Genomic DNA, 25,055 nt, shown 5'->3' with positions numbered 1-25,055 from the left:
TCTACGACAAGGTCATCCAGGAGTGGCAGGAACAGGCGCTGTGCGCCCAGACCGACCCTGAGGCCTTCTTCCCCGAGAAGGGCGGCTCCACCCGCGAGGCCAAGCGTATCTGCCGCGCCTGCGGTGTGCGTGACGAGTGCCTCGAGTACGCCCTCGAGCATGACGAGCGCTTCGGAATCTGGGGCGGGCTGTCCGAGCGTGAGCGGCGTCGCCTGAAGAAACGGCTCGGCTGACATCCCGGTCGGGGGAACCGGGGAGTCACTCCCAGTCGAAGCGCGGGTCCACCGTTTCCGGGGACACGTTGAGGTACGTCGCGACCAGGCTGGCGATGACGAACCGCAGCCAGTTCTCCAGCTCCACCCGGTCACGGGACCGTTGTTCGACCGGACGTCGGAACACGATGAGCCGCGGACGTGTCGGCGTCCCCTCCTCGTCGACCCCTACCGGGACGAGGCGTCCCAGTGGCACCGGACCATCGGCGGCGACTTCGTCGGACCACTGCGAGACCGAGGCGTCCATCCTCATCCGGGGGATCATGTCCACGGCGATGTCGAGCCCGTCGAGCCGGTCACCGAACCGGTCGAGGACGTCGGCGTAGACGTCGAGGACCGCCCCGTCGAACTGCTCGGCACGGGTGCGGTGCCTCGGCAGGTCCGGCATGAGGACGCCCCGCAGGCCCCGTCCGCGCGGATCGCGGTGTGCGGCGGGCACGGCGCCGAACCCGGAGGCGTCGCGCTGCCGCCCTGCCTCTGTACCCGCACCCGTACCCGGTGATGTGCCTGCTCCTGTCATGGCACCGATCCTAACCCTGGGGCCACCGGACCACGGTGTACGCCACGCGCCCCGGCACCGGTCCGGCACAGGACCGGCGCAGGGGGCTAAAATAGCCTCCGTGACTGACTACCGACAGTGCTCCAGGCCAGGATGCAGTACCCCGGCCGTGGCGACCCTGCGCTACAACTACCGGGCGAGCCGCGCGACCGTTACTGTGCTGGGCCCCGGCGGGGACCCGCACAGCTGGGACCTCTGCAGCCGACATGTTTCCCGCCTCACCGTCCCTGAAGGCTGGGACCTGGTCCGTGAGGACCATGCCGCTGCAGGCCTGACAGACCCCTTCGGCGACGACGTCACTGACTCGAGCGATTTCACTGACGAGGAGATGCAGGTCCTCGCCGAGGCGATGGAGGCGGTGGGTGAGGCCGGCGCCGACCCCGAGGCCGCTACCGTCCCCGGCGTCATCGACCCTCCGGTCCCCGCCGGGACCATTGTCCGCCGGGAGGACCTGCCCCGACCCAGTGGTCACCATCCGTCGCGCGGAAATCTCCCGCGTCGGACCCCGGCCCGCCATCTCCACGCGGTCCGGGACGCAGACTGATACTCCACCGGGTTTTCCCGGACACCCCTCTTCCTCACCGTTGATCCCCAGAACCCAAGGAGTTACCTCCCATGACGTCACCAACCCCGTCCTCCCGCACCAGAGAGTCGCTGAGCAGCGTCGTGAAGGCCTACGACGTGCGCGGCGTGGTCGGTGAGGGTATCGACGCCGACCTCGTCCGCGACACCGGAGCAGCCTTCGGCCACCTCATGCGTGGCGAAGGTGCGACGACCGTGGTCATCGGCCACGACATGCGTCCCAGCTCCCCGGACCTCTCCGCCGCTTTCGCCGCCGGCGTGATCTCCCAGGGCCTCGACGCCGTCGAGCTGGGGCTGACCTCGACCGATGAGCTCTACTACGCCGCCGGTTCACTGGACTGCCCCGGTGCGATGTTCACTGCGTCCCACAACCCGGCTAAGTACAACGGCATCAAGATGTGCCGTTCCGGGGCCCGCCCGGTCGGCCAGGACACCGGTCTGTCAGAGATCGTCGACATGCTCGTCGAGGGTGTTCCCGCCTACGACGGCACACCCGGCACCGTCGGCAGCCGCGACGTCCTCACCGACTACGCGGACTACCTCAAGACGCTGGTGCCGCTCGACGGCATCCGTCCGCTGACCGTGACCGTGGACGCCGGCAACGGCATGGGCGGCCTGACCGCTCCGGCCGTTCTCGGCACCGAGTCCGCGCTTACCCTCCACGATCTCTTCTTCGAGCTCGACGGAACCTTCCCCAACCACGAGGCCAACCCACTGGACCCGAAGAACATCGTGGACCTGCAGAAGTTCACCGTCGAGAAGGGTGCGGACATCGGTGTCGCCTTCGACGGGGACGCAGACCGCTGCTTCATCGTGGACGAGAAGGGCGACGCCGTCAGCCCGTCGGCCATCTGCTGCATGATCGCCGAGCGCTACCTGGCGCAGCACCCGGGCGCGACGATCATCCACAACCTCATCACCTCCAAGGCGGTACCGGAGCTGGTCACCGAGCTCGGAGGCAAGCCCGTCCGGACCCGTGTCGGCCATTCCTTCATCAAGGCACAGATGGCCGAGGAGGACGCCGTCTTCGGTGGCGAACACTCCGCCCACTACTATTTCTCCGATTTCTTCAACGCGGATTCAGGAATGATCGCCGCCCTCCACGTCCTCGCCACCCTCGGTGCCCAGGACAAGCCGCTGTCGGAGCTGAAGCAGGCCTACTCGCGCTACGAAGCCTCCGGCGAGATCAACTCCGAGGTGGCGGACCAGGCAGGACGCACCGCAGCGGTCGTCGAGGCCTTCACCGACGAGACCGCGTCCACCAATGACCTCGACGGCGTGACCGTCGAGCTCAGTGACGGCTCCTGGTTCAACATCCGTGCCTCGAACACCGAGCCGCTGCTGCGTCTCAATGTCGAGGCGCCGACCGGCGAGCGCATCACCGAGATCGTCGACAAGGCGCTCTCGGTCATCCGGGCGTGAGGTAGGAGACACCCATCCCTGTGACATCGCAGACACCAGACACCGAGGCGCACCCGCTCCTCATCGACGGCACCGTCCGGCACTACGCCTGGGGTTCCCGGACGGCCCTGGCCGAGCTCACCGGCCGTCCGCTGCCGACCGAACATCCGGAGGCGGAGATGTGGTTCGGGGCGCACCCGGCTGCACCGTCCGTCGTCTCCGGGGACACCCGGACGCTGTTTGACGTCATCTCCGGTGACCCTGAGGGGCAGTTGGGGGCTGACCGCTCAAGCGACCGGCTCCCGTTCCTCATCAAACTGCTCGCCGCCGATCAGGCGCTGAGTCTGCAGGCGCACCCGACGAAGAAGCAGGCCGAAGAGGGTTTCGCCCGCGAGAACGCCGGGGGGGTGCCCCTGGGGGCGTCGCACCGGAACTACAAGGACGACAACCACAAGCCTGAACTGCTCGTCGCACTGACCCGATTCGAGGCACTCGCCGGTTTCCGCCCACTGGGCCGGACCCGCGAACTCCTCGGTGCCCTGGACGTGCCCGATCTGTCGCACACCACGTCACTACTGGGGTCCGGTGACGACGCCGAGGACCTCCGTGCCCTGGTGACGACCTGGATCACCCTTCCGTCGGCGACGAAGCGGGATCTCGTCGCCGCGACCGCCGTCGAGTGCCGTCGGCTGGCGGCCCAGGTGGACGCCGGGGATGCACCCGACTGGATGCGCGGTCCGACCCGGATCGCCGCCGAGCTCGCTGAGCAGTACCCGGGTGATTCCGGCGTGCTGATCTCTCTGCTGCTCAACCATGTGGTCCTGGAGCCCGGACAGGCGTTGTTCCTCGCCGCCGGCAAGCTGCACGCCTACCTGCACGGTACGGGCGTGGAGATCATGGCGAACTCCGACAACGTGCTGCGTGGCGGCCTCACCACCAAGCACATCGACGTGCCGGAACTGATGCGCGTCATGGACTTCGCGCCGGTCGTCGACCCGGTGTGCCCGCGGGACGTGGACGGTCAGTTCGACGTCCCGGTGCCCGACTTCGCCCTGCGCGAGGTCGATGACGGGCAGGTCGCCCCGGTTGCCGGCCCGGCGGTCGTGCTGGTGGGTGCCGGTGGGGCTGAGTTGTCCGGCGCCGAAGGCTCCGATTCCAGTGGTTCGGCCCCGACCCGGCTGCGTCCGGGAGAGGCGGTGTGGGTCCCTTCGGCGACGGGAGGTGACCTGCAGGTCACCTCGTTGGGCCGCACCTTCATCGCAACGGCAGGCTGACTGCCGGTCTGACCGGCGTTGCGGTCGGGGCGGTGTCCCCCGGTACGACAGCGGGCCGGCGCGCGGGTGCTCCTGCGGACCGGCCCGAGAGGCGTTGTCCGTCGTTGTCTCTAGTCGCTGTCGTCGGTGAGCTCGGTCGGCTCGGTCGGCTCGGACTGCCGGGACGTGGAGGTGGCGGAGGCGGCGCCGACGGAGTTCGTGGACTCCGCTGCTCCGGTGGCGGCATTGCCAGTGCCCCCCGCGCCGGCGCTCTCCGTGGTCTGGCCGGAATTCTCGTCTTCGGTGGGCTCCGAGGTGCTCTCCTCGGTCGAGGAGCCACCGTTGTGGTCCGGGAAATCGGGGAGGTCCGGCAGCGACGGCAACTCGGGAAGCGACGGGTCCTCCGGGGAGGGGTTCTCGTCGGTGGTGTCCGTAGCAGTCTCGTCGCCGGGGTTCTGAGGCACGGGTTCCGGGGCCGGGACGACCGGGTCGATACTGTCTCCGCCGTTCCACGCGTTCGGCGGGAGGTACGGGTCCTCGCTGAGCGGGGCGACGCCACCGATGGTCACCGGCGGAGGCGTGACCTCCGACGGAGTGGAGGTGCGTGGTGCCGGTGTGCCGGACTCGTCGGTCCGGGTGGCACGCAGCGACGTGTCCACCGAAGCGTCGACGACCGCGCTGTCTCCGGCATTGTTGTCTGCCGGGACAGCATTACGCCAGGTGCCGAAGCCGACGGCGAGGGCTGCGACGAGTCCGACGACCGCGAAGCGGGCGATCGCACGGTTGCCACGACGGGCGGCCAGCGCCTCGGTCCGCAGCAGCTCTTCGTGGTGGGCGGTGGACGGGTCGGCCATGGCGTCCACCGCCCCGGTACCTGACTGGTCCGGTGTAAGGGCGTAACCACCGTCGGGTGTCTGGGGATCGGTCGACATGATCCTCGGTCACTCTCCTCTCGGGGTACGCCCCCCGGGGTGGGAACGGCGGCTACGTCACTTCTCAAAAGTCACGAACAGGTTACGATATGGACTACCGTATCACGAACTTTTGGCTGGTCGCCGTCCGCATTTGTGAATTTCGCCACACCTTCTGTCACTTGCGGGGGGCAAAACGTTACCGGACCGTGATCGCGAGGGGATACCCGTCCGCACCGGTCCGTCGCTATTCTGGGCCGGTACAGCGGTACGCGGTGACCGACCGGTCACCGGTACTCCAGCGATGTTTCCCGCAGAGAAAGGCATCGTCGATGAGCAGCTGGGATGAGACCATCTTCGCCGACGACAGCAGTACCGATTTCCTCACCGAGTGCGATGACGTGGCCGACGACGACCGCGAGCTTGTCCTTGCGCTCCAGGACGCCTGCACCGTCGCCCTCAACCACGCGTCCCCCGGGGACACCGACCACACCACCGGGCTCTGTGCCGCCACCGTGGCCGCTGTCTGGGCAGGTGCCCCGTTCACCGCGTCCGACATCGTCGACGAGCACCCCTTGATCCGTACCCGGATCGGTGACTGCCCGGAGAGTCTGCAGGAAGTCGCCCTCCAGGTCCTGGACGGACACCTGGAACGTCTGGGGGAGGACGCCCCGGACGGCCTGGAGACCTGTGTCGAGGCACTGAGCTGACGTCGCGGCGGCCGCAGGCGGCGACCTACGGGCAACACCGTGGTCGGGCCGCGCTAGGGTGGATGGAGTTGTCTGATAAACCCCGCCCTATGAAGGAGCACTCCACCCATGGCTGAATCCGCAGGATCCTCCGCCGACCTCACCTTCGATCCGCTGGCCGACCTCACCGTCGATGCCGCCGGTGACCTCCAGTACAAGGTCCGGGACCTTTCCCTCGCGGAGTCCGGCCGTCACCAGATCCGCCTTGCTGAGTACGAGATGCCCGGCCTGATGGAGCTGCGTCGCGAGTACGCCGACGAGCAGCCGCTGGCCGGCGCGAAGATCGCCGGATCGATCCACATGACCGTCCAGACCGCGGTCCTCATCGAGACCCTCACCGCCCTCGGTGCCGAGGTCCGCTGGGCGTCATGCAACATCTTCTCCACCCAGGACGAGGCCGCCGCGGCCGTCGTCGTCGGCGACGGCACCCCCGAGGCCCCGACCGGCGTCCCGATCTTCGCGTGGAAGGGCGAGACCCTCGATGAGTACTGGTGGTGCCTGGAGCAGGTCTTCGACTGGGGCGACGACAAGCCGAACATGATCCTCGACGACGGTGGCGACGCCACCAACGCGGTCATCGAGGGCACCACGTTCGAAGGCAACGGCATCGTCCCGGAGCCGTCCGTCGAGGACGTCGACGAGTACCAGGCCTTCCTGCGGATGCTCGCCCGCGTCCACGGTAAGGACGCCACCCGCTGGACCGAGACCGGCAAGGCCGTCAAGGGTGTCACCGAGGAGACCACCACCGGCGTCCACCGCCTTTACCACTTCGCTGAGCAGGGCACCCTGCCGTTCCCGGCGATGAACGTCAACGACGCCGTCACCAAGTCCAAGTTCGACAACCGCTATGGCACCCGCCACTCCGTCATCGACGGCATCAACCGCGGTACCGACATGCTCATCGGTGGCAAGGCCGCCCTGGTCGCCGGCTACGGTGACGTGGGCAAGGGTGTCGCCGAGGCGCTCAAGGGTCAGGGTGCCCGGGTCAAGGTCACCGAGGCCGACCCGATCAACGCCCTCCAGGCCCTCATGGACGGCTTCCCGGTCGTCACCATCGACGACGCCATCGGCGAGGCCGACATCGTCATCACCTCCACCGGCAACCTGGGCATCATCTCCTTCGAGCAGATGCAGCAGATGAAGAACCACGCCGTGCTGGGCAACATCGGCCACTTCGACAACGAGATCGACATGGCCTCGCTGAACCACCGCACCGACGTCACCCGGGTGAACATCAAGCCGCAGGTCGACGAGTTCACCTTCCCGGACGCCGACGGTGACCCGCTGAGCATCGTCGTGCTGTCCGAGGGTCGTCTGCTCAACCTCGGCAACGCCACCGGCCACCCGAGCTTCGTCATGTCGAACTCCTTCGCCGACCAGACCATCGCCCAGATCGAGCTGTTCACCAACGGTGACAAGTACGACAACGAGGTCTACCGCCTGCCGAAGATCCTCGACGAGAAGGTCGCCCGTATCCACGTCGAGGCGCTTGGTGGAAAGCTCACGAAGCTGACCAAGGAGCAGGCCGAGTACATCGGCGTCGACGTCGAGGGCCCGTTCAAGCCCGAGCACTACCGCTACTGATGATCATCGCGTTCGAAGGCATCGACGGCGCCGGTAAGAACACCGTCGTCACCGCACTGGAGGCCGAGCTCATCGCCCGGGAGATCCCGGTCGCCCGGCTGTCCTTCCCCCGCTACGAGACCTCGGTCCACGCGCAGCTCGCCTCGGCGGCGCTGCACGGTGACATGGGTGACCTCGTCGACTCCGCCTACGGCATGGCGACCCTGTTCGCCCTCGACCGGGCGGAGGTCGCCGCCGAGCTGAGCGGCTTCGACGAGGACGGCTACGTGGTGCTGCTGGACCGCTGGGTCGCCTCGAATGCGGCGTACTCCGCGGCGCGGCTGTCCCAGGACGCCGTGTCCGGGGCGGGGCCGGGCAGTGAGCCTTCCGAGGTCGTCGCCTGGGTCGATGACCTGGAGTTCACGCAGCTCGGCATCCCGGTGCCCGACCTGCAGGTCCTTGTCGACGTCCCGGACGAGGTGTCGGCGGAACGCGTCGCCGTCCGCGCCGAGGAGAACTCCGACCGCGGGGTGGACGCCTATGAGGCCGACGGCGGGCTCCAGGCCCGGACGCTGGCGGCCTACCGGGCCCTGGCCGGTGCGCAGTGGAGCTCTCCGTGGCTGGTGCTGGACAACAGCGGCGACCGGTCGGCTCTGGATGAGCAGCTCGCCGAGCTCGCCGATGCCGTGGCGGAGGCGGTCTCCGAGGGCTGAGACACCCCGGAACCGCAGCGTGTGACAGACTGTTCACCATGGCTGCCAAGATTCTCGTCGTCGACGACGACCCCGCTATCTCCGAGATGCTGACGATGGTTCTGCAGGGAGAGGGGTTCAGTACGGTCACTGTCGGCGACGGTGCGGAGGCGGTCGAGGCCGCCCGGACCCAGCACCCGGACCTCATCCTCCTCGACCTCATGCTCCCGGGGATGAACGGCGTCGACGTGTGCCGGGCCGTCCGTGACTTCTCCGCGGTCCCGATCGTCATGCTCACCGCGAAGACCGACACCGTCGACGTCGTCCTGGGCCTCGAGTCCGGCGCGGACGACTACGTTCCGAAGCCCTTCAAGCCCAAGGAGCTCGTGGCCCGTGTCCGCGCCCGGCTGCGCCGTATCCCGGAGGAGACCCCGGACACCGCCACCATCGGCGACGTCACCATCGATTTCGGCGGCCACCAGGTCACCCGTGACGGCGTTGTCATCCAGCTCACCCCCATCGAGTTCGAGCTGCTGGCCACCCTCGCCTCCCGTCCCCGCCAGGTCTTCTCCCGCGAGGAGCTGCTGGAGCGCGTCTGGGGCTACCGCAAGAACTCCGATACCCGCCTGGTCAACGTGCACATCCAGCGTCTGCGTTCCAAGGTGGAGAAGGACCCGGACAACCCGGTGATCATCCAGACCGTCCGTGGCGTGGGCTACAAGACGGGCGAGTAAGGGCGTCTCCCCGTGAACAGCGAGACACCCGCATCAGCGGCCTCCGCTCCGGATCCGGAGGAGGACGACGCCCTGTCCGGCACCTCCGGAACCTCGGACGCCACCGGACCGACCGGCCCTGACAGCGCCGTGGGCGCCGCCGCGTCCACGGATCCTGAGACCGATCCGTCCGCTGGCACGCACCATGTGCGTGGCGCCCTCGGCCGGTCGATCCTGCCGTTTTCCCGGGGCCGCGGGCACCGTCCCGGCAACGGTCACGGGAACGGCCACGGGAACGGCCGGGACACTGAGGATCCCCGCAGCGCGCCGCGCGGTGAACTCAAGGATGTCGGTTTCCGCGACGCCCTGAGCCTGCTGCTGAGCCGGCCGCGGACATTCCTGCACCGGTCCCGGGTACTGCTCTCGCAGCGCTGGCGGACTTCGATCCAGACCCGCGTCATCGGCAGTGTCTTCCTGTCCTCGTTCGTCGTGATCATGGCGCTCGGATTCGTGCTCACCAGTTTCGTCAGCCAGCAGCTGCTCGACGAGAAGCACGATGTCGCGGCCTCCTCCATCGACCGGGCCCGCGTCACCGTCGAGGAGCAGCTCAGATCCTCGGACAACTCGAACTCCCTGCAGCTGCGGATCAACGCCGCCCGTGCGTCGTTGACGGAACGCAGCAGCGGCAACGACGAGTCCACCAGCGGGTCCAGCACGGTCTTCGAACCGGTGGTCATCGCCCCGGACATCAACGGTCGGGACGTCTCGAGCCCGGACCAGCAGCAGATCCCGGAGAGTCTGCGCACCTTCGTCCGCCAGGGCAGGGTCGCCGACCAGTACGCGACAGTGGAACGTGCGTCCGGGAAGTACAAGGCCCTGATCATCGGTACCCCGGTGGCCTCGGATATCCAGGGACTCGAGCTCTACCTGGTGCTGCCGCTGGACAATGAGGAGTCGACCCTGGGCCTGATGCGGGGTCTGCTCCTCGCCGGTGGTGTGACGCTGCTGGTGCTCCTGGTCGTCATCGCCTGGGTGTTCTCCCAGCAGCTCACGGTGCCGGTACGCACGGCGTCCCGCATCGCGGAGCGTTTCGCCGCCGGCCATCTGCGTGAACGTATGGCCGTCGACGGGCAGGACGAGGTCGCCCGCCTGGCGATGAGCTTCAACGATCTGGCGGAGAACCTGTCCCACCAGATCCGTCAGCTGGAGGACTTCGGCTCGCTGCAGCAGCAGTTCACCTCGGACGTCTCCCACGAGCTGCGCACTCCGCTGACCACGGTCCGCATGGCCGCCGATCTGATCCACGACAACGCCGAGGACCTCGACCCGATGACGCGCCGTGCCTCGGAGCTGATGCTCTCCGAGCTCGACCGTTTCGAGATGCTGCTCGGTGACCTGCTCGAGATCTCACGGCACGACGCGGGTGTGGCGAATCTGTCGCTGGAGACGATCGACGTGCGCGGCGTGGTGAAGTCCACACTGGAACAGGTCCGTGCGATCGCCGAGGAGGTCGGGTGTCCGATCATCCTCGACCTGCCGGACGAGCCCGTGAGTGTCCCGGTCGATTCCCGACGCGTCGAGCGCATCCTGCGCAACCTGCTGGCCAACGCCATCGACCACAGTGAGGGACGCCCCGTCGACGTCACGATGCGCACCGGTGACGGTTCGCTGGCGGTGACAGTGGTGGACCACGGTGTGGGTCTGACCCCTGGTGAGGCGGAGCTGGTGTTCAACCGTTTCTGGCGCGCCGACCCGTCCCGCGAGCGACGCACCGGCGGAACCGGTCTGGGCCTGGCGATCGCCAAGGAGGACGCCCTGCTCCACGGCGGTCGTCTGGAGGCCACGGGCGAGCCCGGGGTGGGCGCCTGCTTCCGGCTGACTCTGCCGCTGGAACCGGGTGAAGAGGTCCGCTCCTCGCCGCTGCCCCTGGAGGTCCACCCCGGGTCGGCGGTGCCCGCCGTGGAGGACGCCCCGGTGGTGCCGGAGCTGCCACAGCACCTGGTATCTTCCGGTGCCGGAGACACCGGAGACACCGGGGACACCGGGGACACCGGAGACACCGGGGACAGCGGTGCCTTCGACGTGTCCGATCACGTGGACGCTGAGGAAGCCGCCGAGGCCTTCGAGGCGATGGGCCCCATGAACGTGGTGGACGCCTTCGGCGGATTCGAGGGTTTCACCGAGGAAGAGGTGCGCAAGGCTCTCGAGGAGGCGGCGGACATGGACGAGTACCACCCCACCGATGTCGGGGCGGACGTCCACGTCGACGACTACGACACGGCCTACGATCCGGATGACGACAACAGGGAGGACCGCGATGAGTGACCGTCAGATCCGCACCGCCGGCGCTCTGCTCACCGTGGCCGCGCTGGCCTCCGTCACCGGCTGCGCCACGATCCCGGGCAGTTCCTCTCCGGAGGTCATCAGTTCTTATGCGGCGTCCCCCAGCCTGGACAATGTGCCGGTCCCGCAGCCTGGACAGGCACCCGACCTTCTGCTGCGGTCGTTCTTCTCCGCCTCCGCCCACCCGCTGAACAACCACCAGGCGGCCCGCGAGTTCCTCACCTCCGACGCCGCCGACAGCTGGCAGGACGCCACGGGCACACTTATCCTGTCGCGCATCGACCTCAATGCCGACGGCGCGGCATCCGGCAACCGGATGAGCTACACCGTCCGCGGCACAGTGACCGGGTCGCTCGGCACCGGTGGCGCATTCAAGGCGGGCTACCGCTCCTACGAGGACACCATCGACATGGTGCTCGTCGACGGCGACTGGCGGATCGACCGTCTGCCGTCGGGCGTGATCATGGACCGCAACGACTTCACCTCCGCCTACCAGGCCAGGGACATCTACTTCCTCGATCCGACGCGCCGTTTCCTCGTCCCGGACCGCCGCTGGACGTACTCACGGCAGGAGAACATCGGCTCCTCACTGGTCTCCCTGCTCGCCGCGGGCCCCCGGGACAGTCTCGCCGACGGTGTCGTCTCGTCCCTGTCTTCCGACCTCGTCGTGCAGGCCAGGGAGGGGGAGTCCGGTGGTTTCACCGTGGACCTGCAGGGGCTGTCGGCAATGGACGCCGAGGGCGTCCGCACCCTGGCCGCACAGATCATCTGGACGCTGGCTGACTCCGATGTGCGTGGGCCCTACCGGATCCTCGCCGACGGCGTCCCCGTGGGTAACGGACAGTCGGGAGCAGGGGACACCTGGAGCATCGACAGCGCCCGCGATTTCGACCCCCATGCCGTGCCGGACGAGTCGCTGCGTGCACTGCGCGACGGCGCCCTCGTCGATGTCACGGACGACGGTGCCACCACGGTCGACGGCTGGACCGCGTCCGGGGAGCTGGAGTCGGCCGCATACTCCTCCGACGGCTCCGTCGCCGCGGTGACCGGTCACGGGGATGACCCACGCAGTCTCAAGGTCGGTGACCCGGCGGGATCCCCGGTGACCGTGAACACCTCCGACCAGATATCACGTCCCACCTGGACCTCCGACGGCCAGTGGCTGTACGCGGTCACCGACGGTGAGCAGGTGCGCCGGTGGTCCAGGGCGGCGTCCGGGCGGATGTCGGAGGCCACAGTGGACTTCCCTTCGCTGAACAGTCTCGGCCTCGACAACCCCACGATCAGTGAGTTCTCGGTGTCGCGGGACGGGACACGGGCGGCGATGATCATCAACGGCCGGCTGTTCGTCAGCGTCCTGGAGAGCACCGCCGGTACCGCCGGTACCGCTGACACCGACGGCACCGACGACTCCTCGGCCTCCCCGGCTTCCTCGGCTTCCTCGGGGGTGCGACTGGGAACCCCGGTCCAGGTCGCGACGAACCTCGGCGACACCGCGGTGTCGGTGGGGTGGCGTCCGGACGGGGAACTACTCGTCGGCACCCGTGCCAATGACACGCCGGTGTGGGTCGTCGCGGTCGACGGCTCCACCCAGACCCAGCTGACCTCGCGGAACGTCACTGCGCCCGTCGTCGCTGTGGCGTCCACCGGCACGACCGAGTACATCCTCGACGGCCGGGCACTGCTGGAGATCGGCTACGGTGCCGGTACCTCCGGGAACACCGACACCAGCAGTGATTTCTGGCGTGAGGTGCCGGCCCTGCAGGGCGCCCGTGCGGTACCGGTGACGGTGCGCTGACCGGCGATGGGGATCCTCTCCGGTATCGCGGACGCCGCCGAGCTGGTCTGGCGGCACGACTGTCCGGGCTGCGGACGCGTGGAACCGGTCCCGGTGGGACAGGGGGTGGGGCTGTGCCGGGACTGCGCGGTGGCGCTACGGCATCCACCGTCACCGGTAGACGGTCCTGCTTCACCCCGGGTGTACTGCGCCGGTCCCTACGGCGGGGTGCACCGGGCGATCATCCTCGCCGCCAAGGACCATCACCGGCCGGACGCGGTGGCTGTGCTGGGTGAGGTGATCGCCGGGGTGGTGCGTCATCTGGTGGAGGCCGGGGAGCTGCCCGACCCCAGGTTGTCGCCGGTGGTGCTGCTCGCCGCTCCGACGCGTCCCTCTGCGGCACGGGCGAGGGGCGGGTGTGTCGTGGCCCGGGCCGCAAGGGTGGCGGCGCGCAGTCTGGGTGGACACGCGGACGCGGCGGCGGTGGCGTCACTGGCCGAGGGGACACCCGATTCGGTGGGGCTGTCGCGGGCCGCCCGGGCGGTGAACCTGTCCCAGGGGCTGGTGGTGGACCGGACGGAACTGCACCGGGCACGGCAGCTGTTGCGGGTGCCGGGAGCGGTGGCCTGCGTGGTGGATGACGTGTGCACGACCGGGGCGACGCTGGGAGGTCTCACCACAGCACTGGCGGCGCGGGGGGTGGTGCCGACCGTGGGGGTGGTGGTGGCGGGGGCCTGACGGGTGGAAACGGGCATCTGGTTTGCTAGCGGGGGTGCTTCGGGGTGATGAACAGGGGTGGGCGCGGCCCCCACCCGGTCCGTTACACAGGTACTGTGGCTGGCACAGAACAGGTCACCGGTACACGGGAAGCGGGACACCAGGTTCCGGCCCCGGGTGGCCAGGATTCGGGAGGTTGAGCATGGCTGTCAACGAGCAGACCACCGCAGCTGAGGGCACTGTCGCCCCGGAGACCCAGGTCGAGATCACAGGTCGGAACGTCGAGATTCCCGAGCACTTCGCCGAACGGGTGAACCAGAAGCTCGCCAAGGTGGAGCGACTCGACCCGACCCTCACCTACTTCCACGTCGAGCTCCAGCACGAACGCAACCCGCGTCGTGCCGACGAGTCCGACCGCATCCAGATCACCGCCAGCGGTAAGGGCCACATCGCCCGCGCCGAGGCGAAGGAGGACTCCTTCTACGCCGCCCTCGAGGCCGCTGTCGCGAAGATGGAGCGCTCCCTGCGCAAGGTCAAGGCCCGTCGCAAGATCTCGCTGTCCGGTCACCGTGCGCCGGTGTCCGTCGGCGAAGCCACCGCGGAGCTCGTCCAGGAGGCGGAGAAGGCCCAGGAGACCCCGGGGCCCTTCGACGTCGACCCCTACGCCGACCAGTTCCTCCCCGGTCAGGTCGTCCGTGAGAAGGAACACCCCGCCACCCCGATCAGCGTCGACGAGGCGCTGAGCGAGATGGAGCTCGTCGGGCACGACTTCTTCCTCTTCGTCAACGAGGAGACCGGGAAGCCCTCCGTGGTCTACCGCCGCCACGGCTACGACTACGGTCTCATCGCCCTGAAGGCACCTGTCACCGGCCCCGGCGAGTAGCTCACTGACCTGACTGTCCCGGTTGACGCACCCGCGTCAGCCGGGACTTCCGTGTGTCAGGGGGACGAGGCGGGGTGAAACTGTCACGGCACGGGCGCGGGAGGGACGGTGGCCGCTATACTGACGGTTTGACTACGCTCTACAGCGCTTCATCCCGCTCAACCGGCAACAGAAGGACAGGCAGCACGTGCTAGGACTTTCGAAGATTCTCCGACTCGGCGAGGGACGGGCCGTCAAGCGGCTGTCCGCCGTCGCAGACCAGGTCATCGCCAAGGATGACGAGTACACCGCTCTCAGTGATGCTGAGCTGCAGGCGAAGACGGAGGAACTCAAGGAGCGTCTCGAGGCCGGGGAGACTCTCGACGACATCCTGCTCGACGCCTTCGCCACCGCCCGTGAGGCGTCCTGGCGCGTCCTCGGCCAGAAGCACTACAAGGTGCAGATCATGGGCGGTGCCGCCCTGCACTGGGGATATGTCGCCGAGATGAAGACCGGTGAGGGAAAGACCCTGACCTGTGTGCTCCCCGCCTACCTCAACGCCCTGTCGGGCAGGGGCGTCCACGTAGTCACCGTCAACGACTACCTCGCCAAGCGTGACTCGGAGTGGATGGGCCGTGTCCACCGCTTCCTCGGTCTGGGCACCGACGTGATCCTCTCCGGCAAGAAGCCGGCGGAGCGCCGCGACGCCTACAATGCCGACATCACCTACGGCACGAACAACGAGTTCGGCTTCGACTACCTGCGCGACAACATGGCGCACTCCCTCGACGACCTGGTGCAGCGTAAGGAACACAGCCACAACTTCGCCATCGTCGATGAGGTCGACTCGATCCTCATCGATGAGGCCCGCACCCCGCTGATCATCTCCGGTCCGGTCGGCGGCTCCTCCGAGTGGTTCACCGCCTTCTCCCGCATCGTCCCGAAGATGACCCTCGACATCGACTACGAGGTCGACCGTCGCAAGAAGACCATCGGTGTGCGTGAGGAGGGAGTGGAGTTCGTCGAGGACCAGCTCGGCATCGACAACCTCTACTCCCCGGAGCACTCCCAGCTCGTCAGCTACCTCAACAACGCCATCAAGGCAAAGGAGCTGTTCACCAAGGACAAGGACTACATCGTCCGCAACGGCGAAGTCATGATCGTCGACGAATTCACCGGACGTATCCTCCAGGGCCGCCGCTACAACGAGGGCATGCACCAGGCCATCGAGGCCAAGGAGAATGTCGAGATCAAGAACGAGAACCAGACTCTCGCCACGGTCACGCTGCAGAACTACTTCCGCCTCTACGACAAGCTCGCGGGTATGACCGGTACCGCCGAGACCGAGGCCGCCGAGCTGAAGTCCATCTACAAGCTCGACGTCGCCCAGATCCCGACGAACAAGGCCAACCAACGCACCGACGACATCGACCTGGTCTACAAGACCCAGGAGGCGAAGTTCGCGGCCGTGGCCGAGGACATCGTCGAGCGTGTGGAGAAGGGGCAGCCGGTCCTCGTCGGTACCACCTCGGTCGAGCGCTCCGAGTACCTGTCTAAGCTGCTGCAGGCGCAGCACATCAGGCACAGCGTCCTCAACGCGAAGTACCACTCGCAGGAGGCGGAGATCATCGCCCAGGCAGGACGCCTCAAGGCCGTCACCGTCGCGACGAACATGGCCGGCCGTGGTACCGACATCGTGCTCGGCGGCAACCCTGACATCATCTGCGATATCACCCTGCGTGAGCGCGGCTTCGACCCGGTCGAGAACCCGGAGGCCTACGAGACGGCCTGGGACGAGGAGATCGTCAAGGCCCGTGCCAAGTCCGAGGAAGAGGCGGAGAAGGTTCGCGAGGTCGGTGGTCTGTACGTCCTCGGTACCGAGCGGCACGAGTCCCGTCGCATCGACAACCAGCTGCGTGGTCGCTCCGCGCGTCAGGGTGACCCGGGTGAGACCCGCTTCTACCTGTCGATGCGTGACGACCTGATGACCCGCTTCGTCGGACAGACGATGGAGGCGCTCATGACCCGCCTCAATGTCCCCGACGACATGCCGATCGACTCGAAGATGGTCTCCAACGCCATCAAGGGTGCCCAGTCGCAGGTCGAGAACTCCAACTTCGAGATGCGCAAGAACGTCCTGAAGTACGACGAGGTCCTCAATGAGCAGCGCAAGGTGATCTACAGCGAGCGTCGGCAGATCCTCGAGGGTGAGAACGTCGGTGGTCAGGTCCGCGCCATGATGGACGACACCATCGCCGCCTACGTCGACGGTGCCACCGCCGAGGGCTACGTGGAGGACTGGGACCTCGAGGAGCTGTGGAACGCCCTCGATGCGCTCTACGGCCCCGGCGTGAAGGCGCAGGACCTCATCGACGGCGACGAGTTCGGCCGCTCCGGTGAGCTCTCCGCCTCGCAGCTGCTCAAGGCACTGCAGGAGGACGCCCACGCCCAGTACGACGAGCTCGAGACCGCCGTCACCGCCGTCGGTGGTGAGGAGCAGATCCGGCAGATGGAACGCGGCGTCCTGCTCAACGTGGTCGACCAGAAGTGGCGCGAGCACCTCTACGAGATGGACTACCTCAAGGAGGGCATCGGCCTGCGCGCCATGGCCCAGCGTGATCCCCTGGTCGAGTACCAGCGCGAGGGCGGCGACATGTTCCGCCGCATGAATGACGGCATCAAGGAGGAGACGATCCGTCAGCTATTCCTGGTCCGTAAGCAGTTCCAGGAGTCGGCCGCGAAGAAGCAGGCCGAGGCCGGGGCCTAGTCCCCGGTGGTCAGACCAGGGTGACGCTCTCGACCCGCCAACGCGAGTCGTGGCGGCCCAGATGACCGACGAGAGCGCGTACCCGCCCACTGACCGCCACACTGGCGGTGAAGGACAGCCGGCGGTGGTGCGACGGGGGAAGGTGCACACGCAGTAGCCGGGACGGGGTGGATCCTGGCGCTGTATCTGTCCTGGTGGCGTCCAGCGACTCCCGGATCAGGGCCCGGAGGTCGTCCAGGACAGCGGGGGAGAAGGGGCCACGGCGCAGGGCGGTGACCGGACGCCGTCCGTCGAAGGCCTCCAGCCACAGGCGCAGCAGCCGGGTGATCTCCGCGGTCGCCGCGGCCCTCGCCGGAGTGGTCCCGTCCGTTCCTGAGAGCACGCCGTCAGCCTCGGTCGGCCGGGTGCCCCGCGACGGTGTCGCGGCATCGGCACCCGGCATGTCGGCCCGGTCGGCCCGGTCGGCCCGGGCAGTCCGGACGGTCGCGGCACCGGCGGGGCGGCGCAGGTACACCATACCCGGCAACGGTGCGGTGTGTGCGGCGGTCACTTCCGTGGATGTCTTCCCCGAGGTCCCCATGGCCACATCCTAGACCGTGACGGGCGGCAGGGGGAGGGGACGTGGCACAATGACGGGTATGCGAGCACTGATTGTGGACTACTGTGGCGTCCTCGACGGGGCGGAGGAGGACCGGCGACGCTGGCGCAAGGTCCTCACCGCCGCCAAGGACGCCGGCTACGGCACTGCCATCCTCTCCAACGATCCGGGGGGTCCCGCCGCCGACCCGATCCGCAGCTGGCAGGAGGCCGGTTACGTGGACACGGTCGTCCTCTCCGGCGAGGTCGGGGTGGACAAGCCGGACCCGCGGATCTTCCGGATCACCGCCGAGCGTCTGGACGTGGCAGTCAAAGACTGCATCCTCATCGACGACTCGATCCTCAACATCAAGGGTGCTGTCGAGTCCGGCCTCATCGGCGTGTACTACCAGCAGTTCGACCGGGCGATCGTCGAGATCACCGGCCTGCTCGGTCTCGAAGGGACCTTCTGACCATGAGCGTGCGCGTCTACCTGCCTGCCACCTTCGACATGCTCGGAACCCTCGCCAAAGAGGGGAAGATGCCGGTGCGCTCCGGTGTCGGCTTCTCCCTGACCCCGGCGCTGCGGGAGTTCTTCACCGCCGGTGACGACGAGGAGATCGAGTACCACGCGTTCCTGGAGGCGTCGCGGGCCTCACTGCGCCTGCTGACTGCCGGTGGGGAGGAGAAGTTCCCGCACCGACGTGTGGTGATCTCCGCTGACCTGCCCGAGGAGTCGGTGACGGCGAACGCGGAGAAGGGGGAGGCGGTCGTGGACGTGTTCCCGGCGCTGCTGGAGACCTCACAGCTCGTGGCGATCCATGTCGACGACGAGGGCAATGAGCCGGCGACGGCTGCGGCCATCGAGGTCGTCGACGCCGCCGATCTGGGGGACGAGGACGCCGAAATCACGCTCGGTGACTGCGAGGACAACCTCATGAGCTGGTACGACTCGAAGGAACTCGGCGTCCTGGTGGACCTGCTCTAGTCGCTTGACGCCGGGTCCTCTGCCGACACAGCAGAACCCCTGCCGGTCCAGGAGAAGATCCTGCCGGCGGGGGTTCAGTGTGACCGGGTGGTCGGGCCCGGTCAGCCCTTCTAGCGGTGCAGGTCGAAGCGGTCAGCTTCAGTGACCTGCGCCCAGGCGGTGACGAAGTCGTCGACGAACTTGTCGGCGGCGTCGTCGGAGGCGTAGACCTCGGCCAGTGCACGCAGCTCGGAGTTCGAGGAGAACACCAGGTCGGCACGGGTACCGGTCCAGAGTTCCTCGCCGGTCTCACCGTCGGTGCAGGTGTAGTGGCCGGGGTCGGTGTCCTTCGGGGTCCACTCGTTACCCAGGGTGAGCAGGTTGACGAAGAAGTCGTTGCTCAGCACACCGGGACGGTCGGTGAGGACACCGTCGGTGGAACCGCCGTGGTTCGCGCCGAGGACACGCAGGCCGCCGACCAGGGCGGTCATCTGCGGGGCGGTGAGGCCCAGCAGCGCAGCCTTGTCGACCAGCAGGTGCTCGGCCGGGTAGTCCAGGGACGCGCTCTGCCAGTTGCGGAAGCCGTCGGCCTCGGGCTCGAGGAAGCCGAAGGAGTCCACGTCGGTCTGTTCCTGGCTAGCGTCGACACGCCCCGGGGTGAACGGCACCTCGACCGTGCGCCCTGCCTCGGCGGCCGCTTTCTCGACTGCGGCGTTGCCGGCGATGATGATGAGGTCGGCCAGCGAGACCTCGCGCGGGGCGTGGTTCTCGTTGAACTCGGCGCGCACGGACTCGAGGATGTCGAGCGCCTTCGCCAGCTCGGCAGGCTCATTGACTTCCCAGCTGCGCTGCGGCTCCAGGCGGATACGTGCACCGTTGGCGCCACCGCGCTTGTCGGTGGAGCGGAAGCTCGAGGCGGAGGACCACGCGGTGGACACCAGGCGGGCGGCCGACAGACCGGAGTCCAGAGCGGCCTGTTTGAGCTCGGCGACGTCCGTGGCGGTGATCTGTTCACCGGTGGCCTCGGGCAGCGGATCCTGCCAGACGAAGGTCTCCGAGGGGACCTCGGGGCCGACGTAGCGGGAGACCGGGCCCATGTCGCGGTGGGTCAGCTTGAACCATGCGCGGGCGAAGGCGGCGCTGAAGGCAGCCTGGTCATCCTTGAACTTCCGGGAGATCTTCTCGTAGGCCGGGTCGACGCGCAGCGAGATGTCGGTGGTGAGCATGCGGGGCTCACGGCGTCCGTCGGAGTGCGCCATCGGCACCATGTCGGCACCGCCGTTGTCCTTCGGACGGTAGTGCCAGTGACCGCCCTCGCCGCGGACCGGCTCCCACTCGTAGGCGAAGAGGATGTGGAAGAACTCGTTGTCCCAACGGGTCGGGTGGTAGGTCCAGGTGACCTCCAGGCCGGAGGTGATCTGGTCGTCACCCTTGCCGGTACCGTGGAAGTTCTGCCAGCCGAGACCCTGGCGGTGCAGCGGGGCGCCCTCGGGATCCGGGCCGACGTTCTCCTCGGTGTCGGGGGCGGCACCGTGGGTCTTGCCGAAGGTGTGGCCACCGGCGATCAGGGCGACGGTCTCTTCGTCGTCCATGTTCATCCGGTGGAAGGTCTCACGGATGTCGTGGGCGGCGGCGGCCGGGTCCGGGTTGCCCTCCGGGCCCTCCGGGTTGACGTAGATCAGGCCCATGGTGGTCGCGCCGAACGGCTTCTGCAGCTCACGGGTGGTCTCGTTGGTGCCGCTGTAGCGGGCGTCCGTGCCGAGCCAGTCGGACTCCGTACCCCAGAACACGTTCTCCGGCTCCCAGACATCCTCGCGGCCACCGCTGTAGCCGAAGGTCTCGAAGCCCATGTTCTCCAGGGCGACGTTGCCGGCGAGCACCATGAGGTCTCCCCAGGACAGGGACTTGCCGTACTTCTTCTTGACGGGCCAGAGGACGCGGCGGGCCTTGTCGAGGCCGCCGTTGTCGGGCCAGCTGTTGAGCGGGGCGAAGCGCTGCTGACCGGTGCCGGCGCCACCGCGGCCGTCGGAGGCGCGGTAGGTGCCGGCGGCGTGCCAGGCCATACGGATGATCAGTGGACCGTAGTTGCCGAAGTCGGCGGGCCACCAGGGCTTCGAGGTGGTGAGGACCTCTTCGATGTCCTTCTTGACCTCGGGGAGATCGAGCTGCTCGAAGGCGGCGACGTAGTCGAAGTCAGGGTCGGTGGGCCGGATCTCCTGCGGGTTGTGCGCGAGCAGGTGCAGGTTGAGGCGCTTCGGCCACCACTGTTGGTTGGGGTTTCCCTCGGTGGGGAGGACGAGGCGGTCGTTGGTCGGGCCCGGTGCGGGCTCGCCGGAGCCCCCGTGGATGACGGGGCAGCCGGTGGTCGTGTCAGTCATGGTGTTTCTCCTGGTCTGTTACCGCAGAGTGGTTCAACGGGAAGTGGGTGTTGCGTGGTGTGTTGAATGCCGGTGGTCGGCCGGCGGTCGGATCCCTTCGCGGGCGGCACAGTCGTCGCAGACGGCCCGGAACGTGATTTCCGCGGAGAGGATGGTGCTCATGCCGTGCGTGTCACTGGGGGTGAGGCACGGGGCCTCACCGATGACGCACTCGACATCCTCCAGACGACCGCAGACCACGCACTGGATGTGGTGGTGGTTGTCGTCGGTGTCTGTCTCGTAGCGTGCGCCGGTGGCGCCGGGCAGGTCGATACGGCGGAGGACGCCGTGTGCGCTCAGATCGTTCACGACATTGTGGACGGACTGCATGGAGATCGACGGAAGCTCCGTACAGATACCGGCGTGCACCTCGGCGGCGGAGCTGTGCGGGTGGGCGTCGATGTAGCCCAGGGCGGCGAGGCGTCCCGGGGTCGCCCGAAGTCCCGCATTCCGCACGCGGTCGGCCCAGGTGTCAGTCGGTTCTGTGCGCATGGGACCCATTATGCACTCACTTTTGAGATTCTGCAATATTGACCTAATCAAATATGGTGGCGGACCGGATCTGCTGGGGATATGCCGTGGGGCGGCATGGCGCCGGAGGCTGCTGAGCTCCGGCTCGGGAGGAGATGATTCCCTCGACGCCGTGCTGGATGATGAGTTGCAGTCCGAAGTCGAAACCGGCGTCCCATGTGGCGTCTAAGGCATCGGCATCCAGTGATGCCTGGTGGGGGAACCGTCCGGACGTCAGCTGCGTCCCGAGGAAGTCGCTCTGGGTCTCCCGGAACTCCTCGTCGGGCATCCCGGACTCGACCGCGGCACCGGTCCACTGGAGTTGCTGACGGACCGCACCCAGGACATATGAGTCGGACATATGAGTCGATGGAGGTCGCCAGGTTCATGATCTCCCGGTCGCTCAGGGGGGAGGTGCAGGGCCCCTCGATGAACAGTTCGAGGTCATCCATGCGTGAGGGGCCGAGTACAGGGCGGTTCCAGTTGGTCCGGATGGTCCAGGGGTGGGTCAGGTACAGGGCGCGGGGGAGGGATACGTCGATTTCGCGATGCCCGGAATGTCCGCGATGACCATGGCCCTCGGTTTCATGGACCGGTTCCGGTCCATGCCGATGTCCGATATCCTCCGCGCGGCACTGGATCTGCTGGTCATCACCATCGTGGCCCCGCTCATCGGTTGGCGACCGGGCGGTGAACTGTGGGGGGACGCTTCTCGCGTTCGTTCTGCTGCTCTGGGTCCGGCTGGCGCTGATCCTCGTCGGAATCTTCCCGGGGCTGTGTATCAGCAACACGGAGACCGCCGGAATGCTCTTCGCCGTCGCTTTTCCGCTCGTGTTCATTTTCTCGGTGTTCACTCCGCCGGAGATGATGCCGGGCCGGCTCGGAGCGATCGCCGCCTGGAATCCTGTGTCATCCACCGCGACGGCGATCCGGGAACTCTTCCACTCGCCGGGGGGCGGAGGTCCTCGGGTCCGGTTACCGGATCGACGGCCATGCGATGGCCGGTGCACTGATCTGGCCCGCACTGACCATCGTCATTTCCGTTCCGCTGTCGGTGCGGCAGTTCCGACAGCTCTCCCGCTGATCACGAAGGACGCCGCTACACCTCCCACTCGTTGTTGGACCGCAGTGCCTCCAGCAGGACGCGCACCGCTGTGACGCGCCGGGCGCTCGCACCGGTGAGCTGGTCGAGGGCACATTCCGGATCAGCCGGCGGGCCGGCGTGGGTACAGCCGCGTGGGCAGTCCTCCACCACGTCACGGAGGTCCTCGAAGACTCCGATGACCGTCTCCGGATCGACATGTGCCAGCCCGAAGCTCCGGATGCCTGGCGTGTCGACGATCCAGCCGGCGTGCGTTGCGTCCTCGCCGTCGGCACCGTCCCTGCCGGGCAGCCGCAATGCGACGGACTGCGTCGAGGTGTGACGTCCCTTGCCGACCCCGGAGACCACGCCGGTCGCCCGGTCGGCGTCCGGCACCAGCCGGTTGACCAGGGTGGACTTGCCCACACCGGAGTGTCCGATCAGTGCGGTGAGGTGACCGCGCACCAGATCGGTGACCGGGGTCAGAGGATCGTCCCGGCCGCAGACCACGACCTGTACGTCCAGGTCGGCGAACTCGGCGGCGAACTCCGACGGATCCGCCAGGTCAGACTTCGTCAGGCAGATCACCGGGGTCAGGCCCCCGGCGAAGGCGGCGATCAGTGCCCGTTCGACGAACCCGGAGCGCGGCGGTGGATCAGCGACCGCGGTGACGATGAGCAGCTGGTCGGCGTTGGCGACCACGACGCGCTCATAGGAGTCCGTGTCATCGGCGGTGCGGCGCAGCACGGTCTTCCGGTCCTCCAACCGCACGATGCGGGCCAGGGTCCCGTCGGCACCGGAGGTGTCTCCGACTACGGCGACCCGGTCGCCGACGACGACGGCGGTGCGTCCCATCTCCCGGGCACGCATGCAGATCGCCGGGGGAGTGTCCGGGGACGCACCGTCGATGACGACGCCCCAGCGTCCCCGGTCCTTCGTCACGACCATGCCGGTCTCGGCGTCCTTGTGGGACGGTCGGTCCTTCGTCCGCGGTCGGGACCCCTTCCCCGGACGCACCTTCACATCGGACTCGTCGTAACGGCGCCGGCCCATATCCGCTACGCTCCCACCATCTGTGCCCAGCGCGTCTCGAACCCGGGCAGCGTCTTCGTCGTGGTGGTGATGTCCTCGACCTGTACCCCCTCGACGACCAGGCCGAGGATCGCCCCGGCGGTCGCCATCCGGTGGTCGGCGTAGGTGCGCCACAGCCCCCCGTGCAACGGAGCCGGGTCGATCACCAGACCGTCGGCGGTCTGCGAGACGCCGCAGCCCAGGCCGGTCAGCTCCGCCTCCAGGGCGGCGAGCCGGTCGGTCTCGTGACCGCGCAGGTGGGCGATGCCGTAGAGGTGGCTGCGTCCCTTCGCCAGGGCGCACAGCGCGGCCACGGTGGGGGTCAGCTCGCCGATATCGTGCATGTCCCAGGTGATGCCGGTGATAGCACCCCCCTCGGCGCCTCGGACGATGAGCTCACCGGTGTGCGTGGCGAGGTCGACTGCCGCCCCCATGTCCTCCAGCACCGCGCGGAACTGGTCGCCGGGCTGGGTGGTCTGCGCCGGCCAGTCACGCACCCGCACCTCGCCGCCGGTGACAGCAGCCGCGGAGAGGAACGGGGTGGCATTCGACAGGTCGGGCTCGACGGCCCAGTGGCGTCCGCGGACCGGGCCGGGGTGGACCGTCCAACGGTTGAAGCTGACGTCCACGGTGACACCGGCGTCGCGCAGCATCTCCACGGTCATCTCGATGTGCGGCTGGCTGGGCACGGCGCCCCCGACATGGACGACGGTGACACCCTCGTCGAAGCGCGCACCGGCGAGCAGTAGTCCCGAGACGAACTGGGAGGACGCCGAGGCGTCGATGCGCACCTCGCCACCACGGATCCCGCCGTTGCCCGTGACAGCGAAGGGGAGCGGGTTCCTCGGGTCGTCCGAGGCCTTGACCGTCGCGCCCAGGGCCTCGAGCGACTCCAGGGTGGTGCCCATCGGACGAGCCTGGGCCTCCCGGTCGCCGTGGAACCACACGTCACCGTCGGCCAGGGCGGCGACGGCGGGCAGGAAGCGCAGTACCGTTCCGGCGAGACCGCACTGGACCTCACCGCCGTGCAGTGCACGCGGCGTCACGGTGATGGTGTCTCCGTCGGTGACGACGGTGGTCCCCATGGTCCGCAGGGCGTCCGCCATCAGCTGCGTGTCGCGGCTCTGCAGTGCTCCGGTGATCTCGGAGGGGCCGTCGGCGAGTGCGGACAACAGCAGCGCCCGGTTGGTGATCGACTTCGATCCCGGAACAGAGACGGTGGCGGTGACGGGGGACGGGGCGACCGGCGCGGCCCATGGAGTAGGGGTCATG

Annotated in this window: 23 protein-coding genes; 15 read left to right on the top strand and 8 right to left on the bottom strand. The window is 68.0% G+C overall.

Annotated elements, in window-relative coordinates; all coding sequences use genetic code 11:
• Positions 1-14 precede the first annotated feature (14 nt).
• Complete coding sequence (locus ACZ9GM_RS08295) at positions 15-233, top strand: WhiB family transcriptional regulator (RefSeq protein ID WP_174775638.1); 219 nt, start codon at positions 15-17, stop codon at positions 231-233.
• Positions 234-258: 25 nt separating this feature from the next.
• Here ACZ9GM_RS08295 and ACZ9GM_RS08290 read toward each other — a convergent pair whose 3' ends face one another.
• Positions 259-792: a metallopeptidase family protein gene (locus ACZ9GM_RS08290; RefSeq protein WP_476037606.1), complete on the bottom strand. Its 534-nt coding sequence runs from the start codon at positions 790-792 to the stop codon at positions 259-261.
• A gap of 100 nt (positions 793-892) precedes the next feature.
• On the opposite strand from ACZ9GM_RS08290, the gene ACZ9GM_RS08285 reads away from it, so the two are divergent.
• The 3 genes from ACZ9GM_RS08285 to manA all read left to right on the top strand — a co-directional run bounded on the left by ACZ9GM_RS08285 (position 893) and on the right by manA (position 4,088).
• Positions 893-1,375 carry a DUF3499 family protein gene (locus ACZ9GM_RS08285; RefSeq protein ID WP_291473393.1) on the top strand — a complete coding sequence of 161 codons (483 nt, stop codon included), beginning with the start codon at positions 893-895 and terminating at the stop codon, positions 1,373-1,375.
• Between the two features lie 71 nt (positions 1,376-1,446).
• On the top strand, positions 1,447-2,835 hold the full coding sequence (locus ACZ9GM_RS08280; RefSeq protein ID WP_291473394.1) for a phosphomannomutase/phosphoglucomutase: 1,389 nt from the start codon (positions 1,447-1,449) through the stop codon (positions 2,833-2,835).
• A 20-nt stretch (positions 2,836-2,855) separates the two neighbouring features.
• Entirely contained in the window at positions 2,856-4,088 is a 1,233-nt protein-coding gene (gene manA, locus ACZ9GM_RS08275) for a mannose-6-phosphate isomerase, class I (protein ID WP_291473395.1), read from the top strand.
• A 110-nt stretch (positions 4,089-4,198) separates the two neighbouring features.
• Here the strand turns inward: manA and ACZ9GM_RS08270 are convergent, their stop codons facing one another.
• Complete coding sequence (locus ACZ9GM_RS08270; protein ID WP_476037605.1) at positions 4,199-4,999, bottom strand: hypothetical protein; 801 nt, start codon at positions 4,997-4,999, stop codon at positions 4,199-4,201.
• A 311-nt stretch (positions 5,000-5,310) separates the two neighbouring features.
• Between ACZ9GM_RS08270 and ACZ9GM_RS08265 the strand changes: the two genes are divergently transcribed.
• The 9 genes from ACZ9GM_RS08265 (at position 5,311) to secA (ending at position 17,161) form a co-directional block, all read left to right on the top strand.
• On the top strand, positions 5,311-5,688 hold the full coding sequence (locus tag ACZ9GM_RS08265) for a DUF4259 domain-containing protein (protein WP_291473397.1): 378 nt from the start codon (positions 5,311-5,313) through the stop codon (positions 5,686-5,688).
• 108 nt (positions 5,689-5,796) lie between these two features.
• Entirely contained in the window at positions 5,797-7,311 is a 1,515-nt protein-coding gene (gene ahcY / locus ACZ9GM_RS08260) for an adenosylhomocysteinase (RefSeq protein WP_291473398.1), read from the top strand.
• On the top strand, positions 7,311-8,003 hold the full coding sequence (locus ACZ9GM_RS08255; protein ID WP_476037604.1) for a dTMP kinase: 693 nt from the start codon (positions 7,311-7,313) through the stop codon (positions 8,001-8,003). The genes ahcY and ACZ9GM_RS08255 overlap by 1 nt, the downstream gene beginning before the upstream one ends.
• 38 nt (positions 8,004-8,041) lie before the next feature.
• Positions 8,042-8,716, top strand: a complete 675-nt coding sequence (mtrA, locus tag ACZ9GM_RS08250; protein ID WP_291473400.1) for an MtrAB system response regulator MtrA — start codon at positions 8,042-8,044, stop codon at positions 8,714-8,716.
• A 186-nt stretch (positions 8,717-8,902) separates the two neighbouring features.
• Entirely contained in the window at positions 8,903-11,020 is a 2,118-nt protein-coding gene (gene mtrB / locus ACZ9GM_RS08245; RefSeq protein ID WP_476038332.1) for an MtrAB system histidine kinase MtrB, read from the top strand.
• Positions 11,013-12,836, top strand: coding sequence for an LpqB family beta-propeller domain-containing protein (locus ACZ9GM_RS08240; RefSeq protein ID WP_291473401.1), 1,824 nt, complete (start codon positions 11,013-11,015; stop codon positions 12,834-12,836). The genes mtrB and ACZ9GM_RS08240 overlap by 8 nt, the downstream gene beginning before the upstream one ends.
• Positions 12,837-12,842: 6 nt before the next feature.
• Entirely contained in the window at positions 12,843-13,553 is a 711-nt protein-coding gene (locus ACZ9GM_RS08235; protein WP_476037603.1) for a ComF family protein, read from the top strand.
• 181 nt (positions 13,554-13,734) lie between these two features.
• Entirely contained in the window at positions 13,735-14,415 is a 681-nt protein-coding gene (gene hpf / locus ACZ9GM_RS08230; RefSeq protein ID WP_291473123.1) for a ribosome hibernation-promoting factor, HPF/YfiA family, read from the top strand.
• Positions 14,416-14,602: 187 nt separating this feature from the next.
• On the top strand, positions 14,603-17,161 hold the full coding sequence (secA, locus tag ACZ9GM_RS08225) for a preprotein translocase subunit SecA (protein ID WP_476037602.1): 2,559 nt from the start codon (positions 14,603-14,605) through the stop codon (positions 17,159-17,161).
• A gap of 10 nt (positions 17,162-17,171) precedes the next feature.
• Here the strand turns inward: secA and ACZ9GM_RS08220 are convergent, their stop codons facing one another.
• Positions 17,172-17,741: an Rv3235 family protein gene (locus tag ACZ9GM_RS08220; RefSeq protein WP_476037601.1), complete on the bottom strand. Its 570-nt coding sequence runs from the start codon at positions 17,739-17,741 to the stop codon at positions 17,172-17,174.
• Positions 17,742-17,799: 58 nt separating this feature from the next.
• Between ACZ9GM_RS08220 and ACZ9GM_RS08215 the strand changes: the two genes are divergently transcribed.
• Positions 17,800-18,210 carry an HAD family hydrolase gene (locus ACZ9GM_RS08215; protein ID WP_476037600.1) on the top strand — a complete coding sequence of 137 codons (411 nt, stop codon included), beginning with the start codon at positions 17,800-17,802 and terminating at the stop codon, positions 18,208-18,210.
• 8 nt (positions 18,211-18,218) lie between these two features.
• Positions 18,219-18,725: a DUF6912 family protein gene (locus ACZ9GM_RS08210; protein ID WP_291473126.1), complete on the top strand. Its 507-nt coding sequence runs from the start codon at positions 18,219-18,221 to the stop codon at positions 18,723-18,725.
• A 110-nt stretch (positions 18,726-18,835) separates the two neighbouring features.
• On the opposite strand, the gene katG is transcribed toward ACZ9GM_RS08210, so the two are convergent.
• From katG to aroA, 5 genes are all read right to left on the bottom strand, one after another.
• Positions 18,836-21,082 (bottom strand): catalase/peroxidase HPI, encoded by a 2,247-nt coding sequence (gene katG / locus ACZ9GM_RS08205; protein ID WP_476037599.1) that lies wholly within the window; start codon positions 21,080-21,082, stop codon positions 18,836-18,838.
• Positions 21,083-21,115: 33 nt separating this feature from the next.
• Positions 21,116-21,613, bottom strand: coding sequence for a Fur family transcriptional regulator (locus tag ACZ9GM_RS08200; protein ID WP_291473118.1), 498 nt, complete (start codon positions 21,611-21,613; stop codon positions 21,116-21,118).
• A 43-nt stretch (positions 21,614-21,656) separates the two neighbouring features.
• On the bottom strand, positions 21,657-21,992 hold the full coding sequence (locus ACZ9GM_RS08195) for a TetR/AcrR family transcriptional regulator C-terminal domain-containing protein (RefSeq protein WP_476037598.1): 336 nt from the start codon (positions 21,990-21,992) through the stop codon (positions 21,657-21,659).
• Positions 21,993-22,730: 738 nt separating this feature from the next.
• Positions 22,731-23,765, bottom strand: a complete 1,035-nt coding sequence (gene rsgA, locus ACZ9GM_RS08190) for a ribosome small subunit-dependent GTPase A (protein ID WP_291473115.1) — start codon at positions 23,763-23,765, stop codon at positions 22,731-22,733.
• Between the two features lie 5 nt (positions 23,766-23,770).
• Positions 23,771-25,054, bottom strand: a complete 1,284-nt coding sequence (gene aroA / locus ACZ9GM_RS08185; RefSeq protein WP_476037597.1) for a 3-phosphoshikimate 1-carboxyvinyltransferase — start codon at positions 25,052-25,054, stop codon at positions 23,771-23,773.
• Position 25,055: the final 1 nt, after the last annotated feature.

The organism is Corynebacterium sp. UD i78, assembly GCF_056280545.1.
The sequence above is the reverse complement of the archived record's forward strand: the minus strand, read 5'-3'. Positions and strand labels throughout refer to the sequence as shown.